The organism is Bacillus sp. ISL-46 (assembly GCF_018613205.1).
Genome location: NZ_JAGGQR010000049.1, coordinates 42,289 through 58,197, shown reverse-complemented (window position 1 = coordinate 58,197; position 15,909 = coordinate 42,289). Strand labels below are relative to the sequence as shown.

The window sequence follows — 15,909 nt, the reverse complement described above, 5'->3', positions numbered from 1 at the left end:
TTTTTCATTAAACAAGCTTAGTATAATTACATTTTTTAAAACATAAACTTTTGTAATGGTTAAAAATAGCAATAACATCCGTAATTCAGTTATAATAGAGAAGTTTTTTGAAGACTGATTTTAAGGAGTCATTATGTCAAAATTGAAAAAAATTACCCCTTCGTATGATCCATGGGAAGCCTATTTAGATATTGAGCAATATGGAAAGCCTCAATTAACCAATATTGAATTCACCACGACGACCCTTTGTAATATGCGTTGTGAGCATTGTGCGGTAGGCTATACACTCCAAACAAAGGATCCGCAGGCGCTTCCTCTTGATTTGCTCATACAAAGATTAGAAGAAATCCCGACGCTTCGATCACTTAGCATTACCGGAGGAGAACCGATGTTATCCTTATCCTCGGTAAAAAATTATGTTGTACCGATTTTAAAATATGCCCATGAGCGCGGAGTACGGACGCAGATTAATTCTAATTTAACCCTTGAATTAGATCGTTATGATCTAATCGTGCCTTACTTAGATGTTTTACATATTTCTCATAACTGGGGGACGGTCGATGATTTTGTCGAGGGCGGCTTTGCAAGAATGGACCGTAAGCCAGAATATGAACAACGGGAAAAATATTTTAAAAGAATGATAGACAATAGTCGTGAGTTGGTTAAAGCAGGGGTGACGGTTTCCGCCGAAACAATGATAAACAAACGTACACTTCCGCATCTGGAAAAGATTCACCGTCAAATCGTCGATGAAATGCTTTGTCAACGTCATGAAGTTCATCCAATGTATCCTAGTGACTTCGCTAGCAATCTTGAAACCTTATCACTACATGAAATTCGTGAAGCGATTCATCATTTACTGGATATAAGAGATGAAAAGGTGTGGATGTTATTTGGTACACTCCCATTTTATGCATGCAGCAGTGAACAGGAGGATTTAGCTCTCTTACAGCGTTTATATAAAAGTAATAATGTAACAGTCAGGAACGATCCTGATGGCCGTTCACGACTGAATGTTAATATTTTTAATGGAGATATAATTGTGACTGACTTCGGCGATACACCGCCACTAGGAAACATTCAAACTACAAATCTTTTAAATGCTTATGAAACCTGGCAGAATTCATCCATTGCAAAGGAATTAAGTTGTCATTGCCCTGAGGTCAAATGTCTTGGTCCAAATATTTTAGTGAAAAATAGCTATTATCAAGATTTAGACTTCATCAAACAACATAATCAAATAAAAATATAAACAAAACAAAAGGTCCAACAGAAGGGCCTTTTGCTTTGCAGATCGTTAGGATTTTAAACCGTATGTTTCACCAGTTTTGGATGGCGTTGCATGGAAACATACAATATGATCCCACTTAGTATCAATAACGCACTGGTGCAGATAAACACAGCAGAGAATCCAAAGTAACCAGATATAAATCCGCCCAACATTGGACCGATAATATTTCCAAGAAACCTTAAACTCGTATTGTAGCCAAGAACTTCGCCTTGCATTGTAATCGGTGCTTCCTGACGAATGTATGCCACCCGAACAGGAATTATCCCGCCAATCGTGACACCCAGAGCAATACGGATGATAACCAGCTGCCAAAAGTTCGAAACAGCTGCACCTGGCAGGTAGACAATTCCTGCTAAGAAAAGAAGAATAATAAGAATTTTAATATAGCCGTACTTATCAGCAATTTTCCCCCAATTTCGTGACATCAGTAAATTTCCAAGTCCAGCTGCAGAAAAGGCAATCCCGGAATAAAAGGCAACATTGGTTGGTCCATGCAAGTCGCTAACGAATAGAGACAAAATTGGCTGGATGCTGAAATGGGCGATCTGGACAAGGGCAGAGATGAGTAAAACAGTTAATAGTACCGGATTGCGGATAATATGTTTAGCCACTTCTCGGCTTGAATAGTGGGCTTTAGTTCCTTTTATCGCTTCAATCATAAATTCCTTTGTGGTGATGACGAGAAGAGCAGAGATGAAAATGGAAATCGATGTCCACTTAAAGGTAGTGGAGTAGCCAAGCGAATCTGCAAGTATTCCACCTAACATAGGTCCTAATAAAGAACCTGTAATACTGCCTGTTTGCAATGTTCCAAGTACGCGTCCCGCAATCTCCTTTGGCGTTTGCGTAGAGATAAAGGCTTGTGACATCGGGATAAAACCTGAAAAGAATCCCATAAAAAACCTGAGGAGTAATAACTGCCAAACGGAATGGACAAAGCTCATGAGAAAAATGGATATGCCCATCCCTAATCCGGAAATGATGAGGATTTTTTTTCTTCCATAGCGGTCGCCAATTTTACCCCAAATCGGGGAAAAGAGGAAGGCAGAAACAAACGTAATCCCAAACGTGAACCCTGACCAATGTTGGACATATTTTTCCGAGAAATCTCCAAATGTCTCAATGTACAACGAGATGAACGGCATAACCATCGTCATACTTCCGGCGACAAAGAAATTCGCAAACCACATGATGATTAAATTACGTTTTGCTCGTTCCTGTTGAATCACTATAAATAACACTTCTTTCTAGAGTGTATTTCGGTTCTCTAAATATTATCATACCGAAATTTCTGACAATTTTAAAGAGATATCCCCTTTATATAAAATTGGGAAATACAATTACTTATATTCAAAGGGCTTGACAGATTGGGAATAATAACTATATTAGAAATATTCAAAACACTATTGACAACTTGTTAATAGGAGACTAAAATCTAATTTATTACTTTAAATGAATAATACGTTCTCTTATCAAGAGTGGCAGAGGGACTGGCCCGATGACGCCCAGCAACCGTTCCGTTTGGAATTGGTGCTAAATCCTGCAAAACAATTTATTGTTTTGAAAGATAAGAGAGGAGTAGTCCCTTAATTTGTGATGAAACCTCTCTTTTCTGGAGGGGTTTTTTATTTTTATATAAAAACAAACCTTTCCAATCGGAGTAATGGAGTATTGATAAGAATCTAAAAGGGGGAGCTTTAATCATGAAAAGAAATATCTTTAAATGTACACTCGTATCAGCATTAGCAGCAACACTCTTACTCACAGGCTGTGCTTCTGAGGGAGAAAAAAAACAAGAAAGCGCTCATAAAAAGGTTTCACTTGAAGGTGTATCTGAAAAGTTTACAAGTGGTGATCCGTTAAAAATCAAGGTTATCCGTAAAATTGGCGGTGATGATCATACTGCCCAATTCTTAGCAGGTGCAAAAGAAGAGGGAGAAGCCCTAGGTTTTCAAGTGGACGTGTTTACCGCAAATGGTGACACAGCTAAGTTCCATGATGCTATTAATCAGGCATTAGACCAGGATTATGATGGATTTATCATTTCTCATGGTGACGATGATGCGACTGTTAATGATGTAAAAAAGATAGTTGAAAAAGGAAAAAGTGTAGTTACATTTGACTCCAATCCAAATATTGCGAAGCTTGATGGAGTAACGCTTACTTCACAGGATGATGAAGCCTTAGCAACTTTAGCCCTTGATCAACTCGTAAAGAATACAAAGGGTAAAGCAAATATTGCCTACCTATGGGTCGACGGTTTCCCTGCAATGGTTAGACGTAATAAGGTTTATCAAGAAGTCCTTTCAAAAAATCCTGAAATTAAAGAAGTGGAACGCTTTGGTGTGGCTGCGGCAGATACAAGTGTACAAACACAAAACGCAGTTGCAGCCATGTTAAATAAATATCCAAAAGGCAAACTGGATGCCATATTTGCTACTTGGGATGCATTTGCAATCGGTGCAGCACGAGCTTTGAAAGAAGCGGGACGTGAAGAAGTGAAGATTTATGGAATCGATGTTTCCAATGCGGATCTGCAAGAAATTCAAAGAAAAGGCAGCGCTTGGAAATACACAGCAGCTGTCGATCCGAAACTTATCGGCGCTGTTGATATGAGAATACTCGCGAAAAAGCTTGCAGGTGAAGAAACACCACAGACCTTTGATTTAGATGCTTCACTTGTTTCACAAGAAAATCTTCTCAAAGCAAAAGAGCCTGTAAACATGGTTAATCTGGCAAAAATTATCCCAGGCTGGGGTCAATCGACTGCATTTGAGGAAGAGTGGATAAAGACGTTAAAGAAGCATTATAAAGAATAGTCAGCATATAACTAGACACTCTCTTTTTCAATAGATGAAGAGAGTGTTTGCTTACGGGGGATGATTTTGATGAGATCAACTTTGGAGATGAAAAACATCTCAATAGAGTTTCCTGGTGTGAAGGCATTGAATCAGGTCGACTTTTCGATGGAAACGGGAGAAATCCAAGCTTTGATTGGGGCAAATGGGGCAGGGAAATCAACGTTAATGAAGGTTCTCGCGGGTGCTTATGACCACTATACCGGTGAAATAAGGTTAGATGGGAAAAAACTGAAGATTCGTTCTCCGAAAAATGCCCAGGACACAGGAATACAAATCGTTTATCAAGAAGTAGATACGGCTCTCATTCCATATTTAACTGTCGCCGAAAATATTATGCTCCTTGATACAGTCCATAACATGGGGAAAAAGCAATGGATGAAATGGAAGGACCTTCATCAAAAGGCGGATGAAATACTAGCAAGTATGAACATTATGCTTCCGACGAAGAAGCTTGTAAGTGAGTTAACGTTAGCGGAAAAACAAATGATCTTAATCGCTAGGGCTGTTTCAAATCAATGTAAGTTTCTTATTTTAGACGAGCCGACAGCACCATTGAGTCATACTGAAACGACGGAACTATTCCGGATTGTCCGTGATTTAAAAAAGCAAAATGTAGGTGTTATCTTTATTTCCCATCGCTTGCCAGAAATTTTTGAAGTCTGTGATGAAGTTACTGTGATGAGAAACGGTGAATTTGTTGCAAAAGAGCGAGTTACTGATACGACTATCAACAAAGTGGTGGAGCATATGCTGGGTCAAAAATTAGAGGAACAGTTCCCAGAGAAGAATACGTCTATTGGAAAAACGATCCTTGAAGTAAAAGGACTTTCAGATAGAGAGAAAATTAAAGATTTACATATTCATGTTAAAGCAGGGGAAATCATTGGAATTGCCGGTCTTGTCGGTGCTGGAAAAACAGAATTGTGTAAGGCGTTATTTGGCTCTGAGAAATTAACGGGGGGAGACATCTTTCTTCATGGCAATAATTTAAAATTAAAGAGTCCCTATCATGCGGTTAAAAAGGGAATTGCTCTAGTTCCAGAAGAACGGAGAAAGGAAGGAATCCTAGTTCTTGAATCAGTAGAAACCAATTTAACAGCTGCTAATTTAGGTGAATTTTCAAAGAGATTAAGCTTTTTAGATCGAAAAAAAGAAAAAGAAACGGCAAAGCAGTTGATCCGTCGCCTCGGAATTAAGACACCTTCCGAAGAAACCAAGGTACAGAATCTTTCCGGAGGGAATCAGCAAAAGGTCGCAATCGGAAAGTGGCTCGTAGCTGAAGCAGATGTATATATTTTTGACGAACCAACCAAAGGCGTCGATGTTGGCGCAAAGAAGGATATCTTTGAGTTAATCGCAGAACTAGCGAACCGGGGTAAAGCAATTATTTATGCTTCTTCAGAGCTTTCGGAGATTATTGGGATTACTGATCGGGTCTATGTTTTATACGACGGTAGGTCCGTAAAGGAAATTGAAACGAGAGAAACGAACGAAGAAGAACTATTATTTTATTCAACAGGGGGCAGGTAAAATGGAGGCAAATATTGAAGCAAAGAATCAAGTAGCCCCGGCAAAAAGAGTCTTTGAGTTATTTCGATTTTTATATAAATATGGGACGATTATTACGATTCTTGCACTTATTATTATTTTTTCAGTGGCTAATCCTACTTTTATTCAGGGCAGTAATATCATCAATATCTTACGTTCGATCTCCATTGTAACGATTATCGCTATCGGTATTACGATTTCATTGTCTGTCGATGGTTTTGATTTATCGGTGGGATCGGTCGCTTCCTTATCAAACGCCATTGTCATTTCGATGTTTGTTTGGTTTTCACAAAACACATTGGTAGCGGTCATTTCTGCGATTTGTGCTTCCTTAGTAGTAGGAGCAATAAACTCATTCATGATTGTGAAATTAAGAATTCCAGATATGCTGATGACACTCGCTACGATGTTTATTATTCAAGGGACAGCATTGACGTATACAAAAGGGGCCACTGTTTCACAAAACATGGTTATGCCTGATGGCTCGATGGCATCGGGTCTGATCAGTCCTTTTTTTGCAAAAATCGGAGAAGTGCCGTGGATTATTATCATTATGGCTGCGACTGTGATCCTCGTGCATATCTTTTTGAACTATACAAAGCATGGTCGATATATGTATGTGATCGGTGGTAACAAAGAAGCGGCGAGACTATCAGGTATCCCAGTTAATAAATATAAAGTGGCAGCGTATTTGCTTTCGGCTCTGTTTGCCTCCATTGGCGGGATTGTGCTCGCTTCAAGGGTTTTGACATCAGAAATTAACTCGGGTGCTCCCTATTTAATGGATTCAGTTGCCGCTGCCTATATTGGATTTTCAGTACTTGGGGCTGGAAAGGCCAACGCGTTTGGAACATTTGTTGGAGCCGTCCTGATCGGGATTCTCCAAAACGGACTCGTGATGATGTCCGTCCCATATTATGCGATGGATATTGTTAAAGGAACCGTCTTGGCCTTTGCATTAGCAATTACGTATTATAAACAAAAATAATTGAACTATGATCAACCTATCCATTTTGCGGATAGGTTTATTTTTTTTGAAAAACCAGAGTAAAATCTACAAATATAAGTAAGTTTTGAGGAACAATATTTAGAGATAGGAGGGATCTTAATGGAACATTATGAAGCATTTCTGAGAAGTAAGAATTGGGTAGATACCGATTTAGATTCAAGGTATATAAATGTTAATCATCCCTATGCTATCTTAATTTCTGAGGATGAAGGACAAATTACCTTAAGAGGTAACACTGGGTTTGACAATGGGCAAAATGGCGAGGAGATTTTTACGTTTAACTCATTGAAAGAGCTCCAAGAGTGGTTTGAAAACAATATAGGGGAGTAACGAGAAAAAGAAGCCAGGGAAGAACCCTGGCTATTTTGCTTTTTGTCGAGAAATGTCGTTTCATTTTTCTGAAAATTCAATTGACTAGAGTTTAAAAGTATAGTAATTTATATATAACAACATATAACGTTATATAAAGTTGTATGTTGTTTAAAGAGTTTACTAGTGTTCATTCACTAAAATATTTTATCAGGGAGGCAACAAAATGACGACTGAATTAGTAATTGACGTGAAAAATCAAGTGCAACAAGCATTAGCAGAGGTAGAAAAAAGAAATATTTCCAATGTTTTCTTTGTAGCATGTGGAGGATCTTCTGCCATTATGTATCCAAGCAAGTATGTAATTGACCGCGAAGCAAAAGTTCTTGATGCCCATCTTTTTAGTGCAAATGAATTTATCCATCGCAATCATGCAAAACTTGGAAGTAATTCCCTGGTTATTTTGTGCTCGCACTCAGGAACAACACCTGAAACAGTGGAGGCAGCAAAATTTGCTAGAGCAAAAGGGGCATTGGCGGTTTCTTTAACCAATGAGGAAGGATCACCATTGGCACAAGCTTCTGATGTTGTATTGAAGTATCAATGGGGCAAAAAAGCAAGCGCTTTCACAACCAATTATTCAGTACTATATCAACTAGTGTTTGGTGTACTAAAAGTTGTTGAAAATAACGAAAAAGCTAGTTTAGTAGAAGAAAGTCTTGAGAACTTACAAAATGTTTACGAAAAAGCTGCTGCACTCTACCAAACAAAGGCAGAGGCTTTTGGACAACAGTATAAAGATGAAAAAATTATTTATACAATGGCAAGCGGAGCAAATTATGGTGTTGCCTACTCTTATGCAATTTGTATCCTCATGGAAATGCAATGGGTTCACTCACACGCCATTCACGCCGGAGAATACTTCCACGGACCATTTGAAATTATTGATGAAGAAACACCTTTTATTATCCTGCTAGGCTTGGACGAAACAAGACATTTAGAAGAAAGAGCATTAGAATTCTCTAAGCGTTATGGCAAGAAGTTGGTTGTCCTTGATGCAAAAGACTTCGATTTCACTGGGGTTGCAGAGGAAGTACAAGGATACATTGCCCCATTAGTTTTAAATTACGTATTAAGAAAATATGCGGATCAGTTAGCAGAAGCACGAAATCATCCGCTATCAAAAAGAAGATATATGTGGACAGTTGAATACTAAACCAAGATGAAATAACCAATATACTGCAATAATCATAGATATGTATTCCTTTCTGGAGGGGAAGCTTAATGAAGAAGTTATTAATTTTAAGTATTATTTCTATCCTTTTTCTATCGTTTTTTGCTGGCTGTTCTAAGAGTTCTAGTTCAACGAATGGAAAAGATGTGGTTGAACTTAAATTCTTCCACCGCTGGCCGAATCAACCTAAAAAGCAATATTTTGAAAAGGCAGTAAAAGAGTTTGAGAAGGCCCATCCCAATATTAAAATTAAAACGGAAGCCGTCTTGAACGACTCATATAAAGAAAAGATTCGAGTTGTCTTAGGTTCAAGCACCCCTCCAGATGTTTTCTTTTCTTGGAGCGGAGAATTTGCTTATAACTTTGCACGTCAGGGACAATCGCTAGATCTATCGAAGTATGTTGCAGAGGATAAGGCTTGGTCGGACCAAATCATTGCTTCCCAGTTTAACGCCTTCACATTAGATAGTAAAATTTACGGTATTCCGTGGTCGACTGACGGGAAGGCATTCTTTTACAATAAGAAAATTTTCAAAGATTTAAATCTTGAAGTTCCGACCACTTGGTCCCAACTAATTGACGTCTCTAAAAAGGTAAAGGCCGCAGGACTTACTCCAATTACATTTGGAAGTAAAGCACCATGGACGATTTCCCATTATATTGGAACATTGAATCAATTGATGGTGCCACAGGATGTTCTTGATAAAGATTATGATCCCAAAAATCCTGAAGGTGATTACTCGCATCCAGGTTATGTTAAAGCATTAGAGAAATTCATGGAACTGAAGCCGTACTTTAATAAAGGAGTTAACTCTGTAGACCATGAATATTCACGTGAGTTATTTAACAGTGGAAAAGCAGCGATCGGCTTCTTCCAGCTTGCAGAAATCGGGCTTATTGAACCATCTTTAAAAGAGGATTTAGGTGTGTTTAATGTACCAGGTGTGGAAGGTGGAGAAGGAAATGCCAACTCCATCACAGCAGCACCTGAAGGAATCATGATTTCTTCGAAAACAAAACATCCGAAGGAAGCAATGGAATTTGTCAAATTCTTAACTTCGAAGGAAAAAGGTACAGAGCAGTTAAAAGAAGTAAGTGAGTACAGTGCGGTTAAAGGAACAACAACCGATGAAAATGCATCCAAGCTTCAACAGGATGCCATCAATTTAATTGTTAATGCTGAACAAACGTACTTATGGTTTGATACAGCTGTTGATATTAAAATAGTTGATGCTTATTTAAATGGAACACAGCTAATGTTGGACGGCAAGAAAAGTCCAGAAGATGTAATGAAGGATGTCAGAGCAGCAGCAAAAGAAGTTAAGGCGTCTGCAAAAAAATAGGAACCCAGAAAAGGTGGTTGCAAGTTGACCACCTTTTTTCCAAAGATACGCCTGTTAAAAAAAGGGGAGTTATTATGCAAAATACAAACAAGTGGTTACCATACCTATATATTGCACCTTGCTTAATCTTTATGGCCCTTTTTGTTTACTATCCAATTGTTGAAAACTTTTTTTATAGTTTCTATGATTTCTCTGCTTTTTCAGTAGAAAAAACATTTGTTGGCTTTGAAAATTTTCTTAATCTTTTTAAAGATGAAGTTTTTTATATAGCTTTAAAAAATAATCTCTGGTATGCAGTGATCTCGATTATTTTTCAGGTATTTGGCGGACTTATTCTAGCGGCTATACTTGAAGATCCGCTAACACGATTCATTAGTGGATTGTTCCGTACCGTATTTTTCCTTCCAGTTGTCATCTCGATGACTGTCATCGCTTTACTGTTTACATTTGTTTATAACCCGGATATCGGAATTTTAAATGGGCTATTAAATATGTTAGGACTTGAAAATTTAACTAGGGCTTGGCTGGGAGAATCTGAAACCGCTATCTTCGCTGTTATTGCTGTGTCACAGTGGCAAAGTATTGGTTACATTATGATGTTATTTATTGTCGCGATTCAAAATATCCCCCAAGAATTGTATGAGGCAGCAGAGATTGATGGGGCAGGGAAAATTCGTAAATTCTTTTCAATCACCGTTCCACAAGTAAAAGAGATGTTCTTCGTTACGACACTTATTACCTTAACCGGTGCATTTACCGTCTTTAATGAACCGTATATTTTGACAGGCGGCGGACCTGGTAATTCCAGTGAAGTTTTAGGAACGTTACTCTACCATTCAGCTTTCGGTAAAGACCAAATGGGTTATGCTTCGGCAGTTGCCACTGTGATTTTAATCATTACCTTAATTGTTTCCTTGGTTCAGCTGAAGCTATTTAAAACAGGAAAGGATGTTTAGAGTGGAGACAAGCAAAGTAATGGACTACCATCATTCGATCCCAATCACAAAGAAAAATAGGAAGCAAAAGAATGTTGTTAAAAGTCTGCCAATTTTTACAATCCTGATCTTGTATTTTGTAGTGATTGCTTATCCGCTTTTTTGGATGGTAATTAACTCATTTAAGTCCACTCCAGAGATTTTCTCCAGCAGCTGGGCTTTACCAAAAGAATGGCTGTTTTCCAATTATACTGAGGCATGGAACACAGGGATTTCTGGATATTTTGTTAATAGTTTAATTGTTACAGCGACTACCTGCTTCCTAACAGTATTAATAAGTGCACTCGGAGCCTACAGTTTATCTAGGTTTGAATTTAAAGGGAAGAACATCCTATTAGTTTTCTGTATGGGAGGAATGATGCTCTCCCCACAAGTTAGTTTAGTCCCGCTATACAAGCTCATTCAATTATTAGGAATTCATGATACGTATTTTGCAATGATCTTTCCCTATGTTGCTTATCGAATTCCAATCACCATCCTACTGATCAGAGCTGCTTTTCTAGAGGTACCGAAGGAATTAGAGGAGTCTGCCTTTTTGGACGGCTGTAATACGTGGACCATTTTTACAAAAATCTTTGTTCCGTTAAATAAACCGATTTTACTAACTGGTGTTGTGTTAACTGCTTATTATACTTGGAATGAGTTTATGTTTGCGTTAATCTTTGTTGATTCTGATGCATTAAAAACCATTCCTGCCGGATTGATGCAATTTCGGGATGCCCTTCAAACCAATTGGGGAGTTCTGATGGCAGGCTTAATGATTTCAGCTCTGCCGATTATTCTCTTATTTATGTTCATGCAGAAGTATTTTATTAGAGGTTTATCATCAGGAAGTGTAAAAGGATAAGAAGGAGTGGGGAAATATGAATATTATTGGAATAGGCGATAATGTTGTTGACATCTACCAGGATCGTAATGAAATGTTTCCAGGTGGAAATGCTTTAAATGTTGCTGTTTTAGCTAAACAAAGTGGAGCGGAGTCCGCGGCATTTATAGGTATTGTTGGAACGGATGTTGAAGGGGATCATATCTTAGATTCTTTAAACAAGAACTTAATAGATACTAGTCACGTTCGAAGAGCGGTTGGGGAAAGTGGAAAGGCTTATGTTGATCTAAATGTGGAAGGGGACCGAATCTTTATTAAATCAAATAAAGGCGGTGTTCAGGCTAAACTAAAGCTAAATCTATCAGTAGATGACTATGAATACATTAAAACGTTTGATGTGATACATACCAGTATATATAGTCATTTAGAGGAAGAATTGCCATTGCTTAAACAACAATTACCCGTTTCCTATGATTTCTCTAATCATTTTACATCTGAACTATTAGAAAAGGTTTGCCCTCATATCCAGTATGCGTTTATTTCAGGAAGTGATTTTACAGAAATTGAACTAGAAGAGATCTTCCTTAAGATACATGGTTTTGGAACACCGTTTATCATTATCACTAGAGGTTCAAAGGGCGTAATTATGTCTCATGATAACAAACGATACGAACAGGGAATTGAAGAAGCAAATGTGATTGATACTTTAGGTGCAGGGGATTCTTTCATTGCTGGTTTTTTAACCAACCACTTTAATGGGGTTACCCTTGAAGAATCATTGAAGGCTGCGGCAAAAATTGCAGCAAGAACATGTGAAGTGAATGGTGCATTTGGTTATGGTAAACAATTAACTTTCTAAGATAAAAAGGAATGAAAGGGATACCCATTCATTCCTTTTATTTTTAAGTTGTTATGGTAAGGGCAATCAATTGGGTTTGTGTTTTGAAATTTGAAATATGAATTGGAACACCTGTTTCATCGTAAACGGTTTTATCAATATTAAAAAGTGTTTCACCAATTTCGCAGTCCAAATGTTCCGCTTCAAATTTTGAAGCAGGAGTAACTGTAATTATTTTTTTGCTTTTTCCAGAATTGATATTGATGTGGTAAATATTTTTCAAAACTTCATAGGTTGATGCATGTTCTGTGAATCGTGCAGTCAAATCGGGAAAGCGTTCTAACGAGTAATGGGCGATATCTAGTGTAAAAGGCTGTTGATCGATTGACATGATCCGGACCAACTTTAAGACAGGTGAATCAATGGCAATTTGAAGTGCTTCGGCAATTTCCGGAGTAGCTTTCATTTCTTCACAGGCAAGAATACGCTTAGAAGGATTTTTGCCAATTTGTTTACTAAAATCTGAGAATCCATCTATAGAAACCAATTCTCGGGCAATTTTGGTTCGCGTTACAAAAGTTCCCTTCCCTTGCTTTCGCTCTAAAAAACCCTCATCTGCTAAATCCTGAATCGCCCGTCTTACGGTTATTCGGCTAACGCCATATAACTCACATAATTCCGTTTCATTCGGAAGTCTTTCCCCTGATTTATAAACTCCTTGATCAATGGACTCCTTCAGTATTTGTTTTAATTGGTCATATAAAGGTGTTGAAATTGAATTGTTTAATTTCATCGACAAAATTCCTTTCGATACAATAGATCATTATATAATATTATATAACAAGTTTACATATGTTGTATAGAAATAATTGATAACATTTATCATATTTATAAAATATTGGATTTTTTCCTATTCCGTTAAAAGGAAATCATGCAAACTACAAGTCAACTTTGATTAAACGTTTGTTTTAATTTAAACTAAGTAAAAATGGAGAATTGTGTGTGGTGAAATAAATGGAAAAACAAGTGGAACAAACATATGAAGTTATGGAGGTCTGCTTATTAGCGGGGAAAATCATGCTTCAAAGCGGCGGGGAGACCTATCGGGTAGAAGATACGATGATGCGTATTGCCGCGGCCTTTGGCATAGAAAGTACTCATAGCTACGTAACTCCAACCGGAATTATTTTTTCAGCAGAAGGAACAGAGCCAACGAAGACCAAGCTTATTAGAATATCGGAGCGGTCAACAGACTTGAAAAAAGTCTCTATGGTGAATAGCATTTCAAGGAAAATTACAGGTGGAGAAGTCAATCTAAAAGAAGCTATGGAAGATCTAAAGGAAATCGACTCCCTTAATTTAACGTTTCCCTTTAGGTTCCAAGTGGCCGCTGCGTCACTCGCCAGCGGTTGTTTTATGATTATGTTTGAGGGAGGCTGGAATGATTTTATTCCAGCGATGATTTCAGGCGGAATGGGTTATCTAAGCTTTGTATATTTTCATCGCTTTGTCCCAATCAAGTTTTTCTCGGAGTTTTTAGCATCGTTCGTAATTGGATTGCTTTCATTTTTATTTGTGAAAATTGGAGTCGGTCAGCAATTAGATAAAATTATTATTGGCTCGGTGATGACATTAGTTCCTGGACTCTTAGTGACCAATGCGATTAGAGATTTAATGGCGGGACACTTAGTATCGGGGTTATCAAAGGGTGCGGAAGCTTTTCTAACCGCCTTTGCGATTGGGACAGGGATTGCGGTCGTATTATCTTTTATGTGAAGTGAGGTGTATTTATTGTGGCTGTTCTTGCTCAGGCACTAACAAGCTTAATTGCAACAGGTGCCTTTGGAATTCTATTTAATGCACCGAAAGAATCCTTAGTGAAGTGCGGACTGATAGGAATGGGTGGCTGGTTAATTTATTTCCTGCTAGAAGACTACTCAAATAACGCCATTTTAGCAACATTAGCTGCGACCATTTTTATTGCTGTCATCAGTCAACAATTAGCAAAGTTCTATAAAACGCCAGTGATTATTTTTAGTGTAGCTGGAATTATTCCGCTTGTGCCTGGAGGTCTGGCCTATGATGCGATGCGGAATTTTGTTGAGAACGATTATAATTCAGCGATAGCATTGGCGGCAAAAGTCCTCATGCTGGCAGGATCCATCGCCTTTGGCTTAGTTTTTTCAGAAGTAATCAATCAAGTAATTCGAAAAATTAACCATAATAAGGTACGAATTTAACCTATTCCCTTTAGTGCAAACCACTAAAGGGAATTTTTTAAGGAAAACTTAAGCTTTAAAGATTATCATTAATTGGAAAATTCTTTCCTTTATTGTTTTTTAGTAAGGTAATATAGTAGTATATTACTATTACCAATTGTCATTCAGCAAAGTCTATTACAAGGAATGGTATATTCATATATGAAAAAAATACTAATTGCAATTCTAGTTGTCTTACTACTATTTATTAGTGCTAAAACGATTTTAGCTGTAAAGTTTGATCGTCAAGAAGCGATACAAGTCACCGAAGCCGCTCCATTAAAAACCCGGATAGTGGCACTTCTCGCAAAAGAGGCACCGAGTATTCCAGATAGTATCATCCTAGATGTACCATTAATAAATCAAATGGATCAACCCATACTTTACAACGGCTGTGAGGTAACAAGCCTTGCGATGATTCTTAATTATCACGGTGTAAAAGTGACTAAAAATGAGTTAGCAGAAAAGATTAAAACAGTTCCGTTAAACTATAGTAACGGTAAAAAGGGTAATCCGAATGCCGGATTTGTCGGCGATATGGCACATGGACCAGGACTAGGAGTTTATAACGGTCCCGTATTAGAACTCGCCCAAAAATATGTCGGTGATAAAGCAGTTAATTTAACAAATCATTCGTTTGATGATGTATTAGAAAAAGTAGGTCAAGGACTTCCTGTTTGGGTCATTACCACGTCCAGCTTTGCTCCAGTTTCTGTTTTTCAAACGTGGAACACCCCGCAAGGACAAATCAAAATTACCTTTAGTGAACATAGTGTAGCGATTACAGGATACGATGAAAATTATATTTATATTAACAATCCTTACGGTGAAAAGAATCAGAAATTAAATCGCGCCAGTTTTATTAAAGCTTGGGAGCAGATGGGTAAACAAGCGATTGTTATCGAAAAATAAAATGAAAAAGGCCTGATACCGATTCAGGCCTTTTGTTTTGGACTTTTTGGAAGTAAAATTAGTAAATATGTTCTAAAATGGGCGAAGGCAGAGGAATGAAATATCCCTCTGCCTTCTTAGTTTTATTCATTTAATGAATACGTATCGTAACTTGTGATTGGTTGTACTTCTTGTTAGCAATCGCAAGGTAAAAACTTATATAATAATCATTGTTTATAAAAACAAGTTTGCCGCGGTTATTTTTCCACCTGTAGGTTTTATACCTAAACGACGTAAGCCCTACCTCTCTTACATCCTAACGGCTCCGAAGCCGATCCAGTGTGAATAAGTTTTAATTTTAAAACATAAGCAGAATGCCAGAAAAATTCTTACTTTGCGTTATCTTATCTTTTACAAGTTACAATTAAATGTGAAGCACAAATATTAATATTACAGGACTGGTGCCTATTTGTCAACAATAATAATAAAACTATTTTCTTTAGAGG

General features: G+C 37.6%; 15 protein-coding genes and 1 riboswitch. Of the genes, 13 read left to right on the top strand and 2 right to left on the bottom strand.

Going from position 1 to position 15,909, the window contains the following annotated elements; translation table 11 throughout:
- The first annotated feature begins 133 nt into the window (after positions 1 to 133).
- Positions 134 to 1,252, top strand: coding sequence for a radical SAM/CxCxxxxC motif protein YfkAB (yfkAB, locus tag J7E67_RS22935; RefSeq protein ID WP_214715266.1), 1,119 nt, complete (start codon positions 134 to 136; stop codon positions 1,250 to 1,252).
- A gap of 53 nt (positions 1,253 to 1,305) precedes the next feature.
- Here the strand turns inward: yfkAB and J7E67_RS22930 are convergent, their stop codons facing one another.
- Positions 1,306 to 2,481 (bottom strand): MFS transporter, encoded by a 1,176-nt coding sequence (locus J7E67_RS22930; protein WP_214732898.1) that lies wholly within the window; start codon positions 2,479 to 2,481, stop codon positions 1,306 to 1,308.
- 276 nt (positions 2,482 to 2,757) lie between these two features.
- Positions 2,758 to 2,865, top strand: a riboswitch (SAM riboswitch).
- Between the two features lie 129 nt (positions 2,866 to 2,994).
- Here J7E67_RS22930 and J7E67_RS22925 point away from each other — a divergent pair.
- From J7E67_RS22925 to J7E67_RS22885, 9 genes are all read left to right on the top strand, one after another.
- Entirely contained in the window at positions 2,995 to 4,110 is a 1,116-nt protein-coding gene (locus J7E67_RS22925; RefSeq protein ID WP_214715267.1) for a sugar ABC transporter substrate-binding protein, read from the top strand.
- 69 nt (positions 4,111 to 4,179) lie between these two features.
- The gene (locus tag J7E67_RS22920) at positions 4,180 to 5,682 is read left to right on the top strand and encodes a sugar ABC transporter ATP-binding protein (RefSeq protein WP_374102975.1); all 1,503 of its coding nucleotides are present in this window, start codon (positions 4,180 to 4,182) and stop codon (positions 5,680 to 5,682) included.
- 1 nt (position 5,683) lies between these two features.
- On the top strand, positions 5,684 to 6,688 hold the full coding sequence (locus J7E67_RS22915; protein ID WP_214715269.1) for an ABC transporter permease: 1,005 nt from the start codon (positions 5,684 to 5,686) through the stop codon (positions 6,686 to 6,688).
- Positions 6,689 to 6,808: 120 nt separating this feature from the next.
- Entirely contained in the window at positions 6,809 to 7,039 is a 231-nt protein-coding gene (locus tag J7E67_RS22910) for a hypothetical protein (protein ID WP_088085742.1), read from the top strand.
- A gap of 205 nt (positions 7,040 to 7,244) precedes the next feature.
- Positions 7,245 to 8,234, top strand: a complete 990-nt coding sequence (locus J7E67_RS22905) for an SIS domain-containing protein (RefSeq protein WP_214732889.1) — start codon at positions 7,245 to 7,247, stop codon at positions 8,232 to 8,234.
- 68 nt (positions 8,235 to 8,302) lie between these two features.
- The gene (locus J7E67_RS22900; protein WP_214715271.1) at positions 8,303 to 9,595 is read left to right on the top strand and encodes an ABC transporter substrate-binding protein; all 1,293 of its coding nucleotides are present in this window, start codon (positions 8,303 to 8,305) and stop codon (positions 9,593 to 9,595) included.
- A 74-nt stretch (positions 9,596 to 9,669) separates the two neighbouring features.
- Positions 9,670 to 10,551 (top strand): carbohydrate ABC transporter permease, encoded by an 882-nt coding sequence (locus J7E67_RS22895; protein ID WP_214715272.1) that lies wholly within the window; start codon positions 9,670 to 9,672, stop codon positions 10,549 to 10,551.
- Positions 10,544 to 11,437: a carbohydrate ABC transporter permease gene (locus tag J7E67_RS22890; RefSeq protein WP_374102976.1), complete on the top strand. Its 894-nt coding sequence runs from the start codon at positions 10,544 to 10,546 to the stop codon at positions 11,435 to 11,437. The genes J7E67_RS22895 and J7E67_RS22890 overlap by 8 nt, the downstream gene beginning before the upstream one ends.
- Positions 11,438 to 11,453: 16 nt before the next feature.
- Positions 11,454 to 12,275, top strand: coding sequence for a PfkB family carbohydrate kinase (locus J7E67_RS22885; protein ID WP_214715273.1), 822 nt, complete (start codon positions 11,454 to 11,456; stop codon positions 12,273 to 12,275).
- A 43-nt stretch (positions 12,276 to 12,318) separates the two neighbouring features.
- Here J7E67_RS22885 and J7E67_RS22880 read toward each other — a convergent pair whose 3' ends face one another.
- Positions 12,319 to 13,047 carry a UTRA domain-containing protein gene (locus J7E67_RS22880; RefSeq protein WP_214732888.1) on the bottom strand — a complete coding sequence of 243 codons (729 nt, stop codon included), beginning with the start codon at positions 13,045 to 13,047 and terminating at the stop codon, positions 12,319 to 12,321.
- A gap of 221 nt (positions 13,048 to 13,268) precedes the next feature.
- Between J7E67_RS22880 and J7E67_RS22875 the strand changes: the two genes are divergently transcribed.
- The 3 genes from J7E67_RS22875 (at position 13,269) to J7E67_RS22865 (ending at position 15,424) form a co-directional block, all read left to right on the top strand.
- Positions 13,269 to 14,030 (top strand): threonine/serine exporter family protein, encoded by a 762-nt coding sequence (locus J7E67_RS22875; protein ID WP_214715275.1) that lies wholly within the window; start codon positions 13,269 to 13,271, stop codon positions 14,028 to 14,030.
- A gap of 17 nt (positions 14,031 to 14,047) precedes the next feature.
- Positions 14,048 to 14,494 (top strand): threonine/serine exporter family protein, encoded by a 447-nt coding sequence (locus J7E67_RS22870; RefSeq protein WP_168242171.1) that lies wholly within the window; start codon positions 14,048 to 14,050, stop codon positions 14,492 to 14,494.
- A 180-nt stretch (positions 14,495 to 14,674) separates the two neighbouring features.
- On the top strand, positions 14,675 to 15,424 hold the full coding sequence (locus J7E67_RS22865) for a C39 family peptidase (RefSeq protein WP_088085750.1): 750 nt from the start codon (positions 14,675 to 14,677) through the stop codon (positions 15,422 to 15,424).
- The last annotated feature ends 485 nt before the right edge of the window (positions 15,425 to 15,909 follow it).

Bases quoted from the DNA above. Each gene is read 5' to 3' on its own strand.
- yfkAB (WP_214715266.1), top strand. From the start codon at position 134: ATGTCAAAATTGAAAAAAATTACCCCTTCGTATGATCCATGGGAAGCC.
- J7E67_RS22930 (WP_214732898.1), bottom strand. From the start codon at position 2,481: ATGTGGTTTGCGAATTTCTTTGTCGCCGGAAGTATGACGATGGTTATG.
- J7E67_RS22925 (WP_214715267.1), top strand. From the start codon at position 2,995: ATGAAAAGAAATATCTTTAAATGTACACTCGTATCAGCATTAGCAGCA.
- J7E67_RS22920 (WP_374102975.1), top strand. From the start codon at position 4,180: ATGAGATCAACTTTGGAGATGAAAAACATCTCAATAGAGTTTCCTGGT.
- J7E67_RS22915 (WP_214715269.1), top strand. From the start codon at position 5,684: ATGGAGGCAAATATTGAAGCAAAGAATCAAGTAGCCCCGGCAAAAAGA.
- J7E67_RS22910 (WP_088085742.1), top strand. From the start codon at position 6,809: ATGGAACATTATGAAGCATTTCTGAGAAGTAAGAATTGGGTAGATACC.
- J7E67_RS22905 (WP_214732889.1), top strand. From the start codon at position 7,245: ATGACGACTGAATTAGTAATTGACGTGAAAAATCAAGTGCAACAAGCA.
- J7E67_RS22900 (WP_214715271.1), top strand. From the start codon at position 8,303: ATGAAGAAGTTATTAATTTTAAGTATTATTTCTATCCTTTTTCTATCG.
- J7E67_RS22895 (WP_214715272.1), top strand. From the start codon at position 9,670: ATGCAAAATACAAACAAGTGGTTACCATACCTATATATTGCACCTTGC.
- J7E67_RS22890 (WP_374102976.1), top strand. From the start codon at position 10,544: ATGTTTAGAGTGGAGACAAGCAAAGTAATGGACTACCATCATTCGATC.
- J7E67_RS22885 (WP_214715273.1), top strand. From the start codon at position 11,454: ATGAATATTATTGGAATAGGCGATAATGTTGTTGACATCTACCAGGAT.
- J7E67_RS22880 (WP_214732888.1), bottom strand. From the start codon at position 13,047: ATGAAATTAAACAATTCAATTTCAACACCTTTATATGACCAATTAAAA.
- J7E67_RS22875 (WP_214715275.1), top strand. From the start codon at position 13,269: ATGGAAAAACAAGTGGAACAAACATATGAAGTTATGGAGGTCTGCTTA.
- J7E67_RS22865 (WP_088085750.1), top strand. From the start codon at position 14,675: ATGAAAAAAATACTAATTGCAATTCTAGTTGTCTTACTACTATTTATT.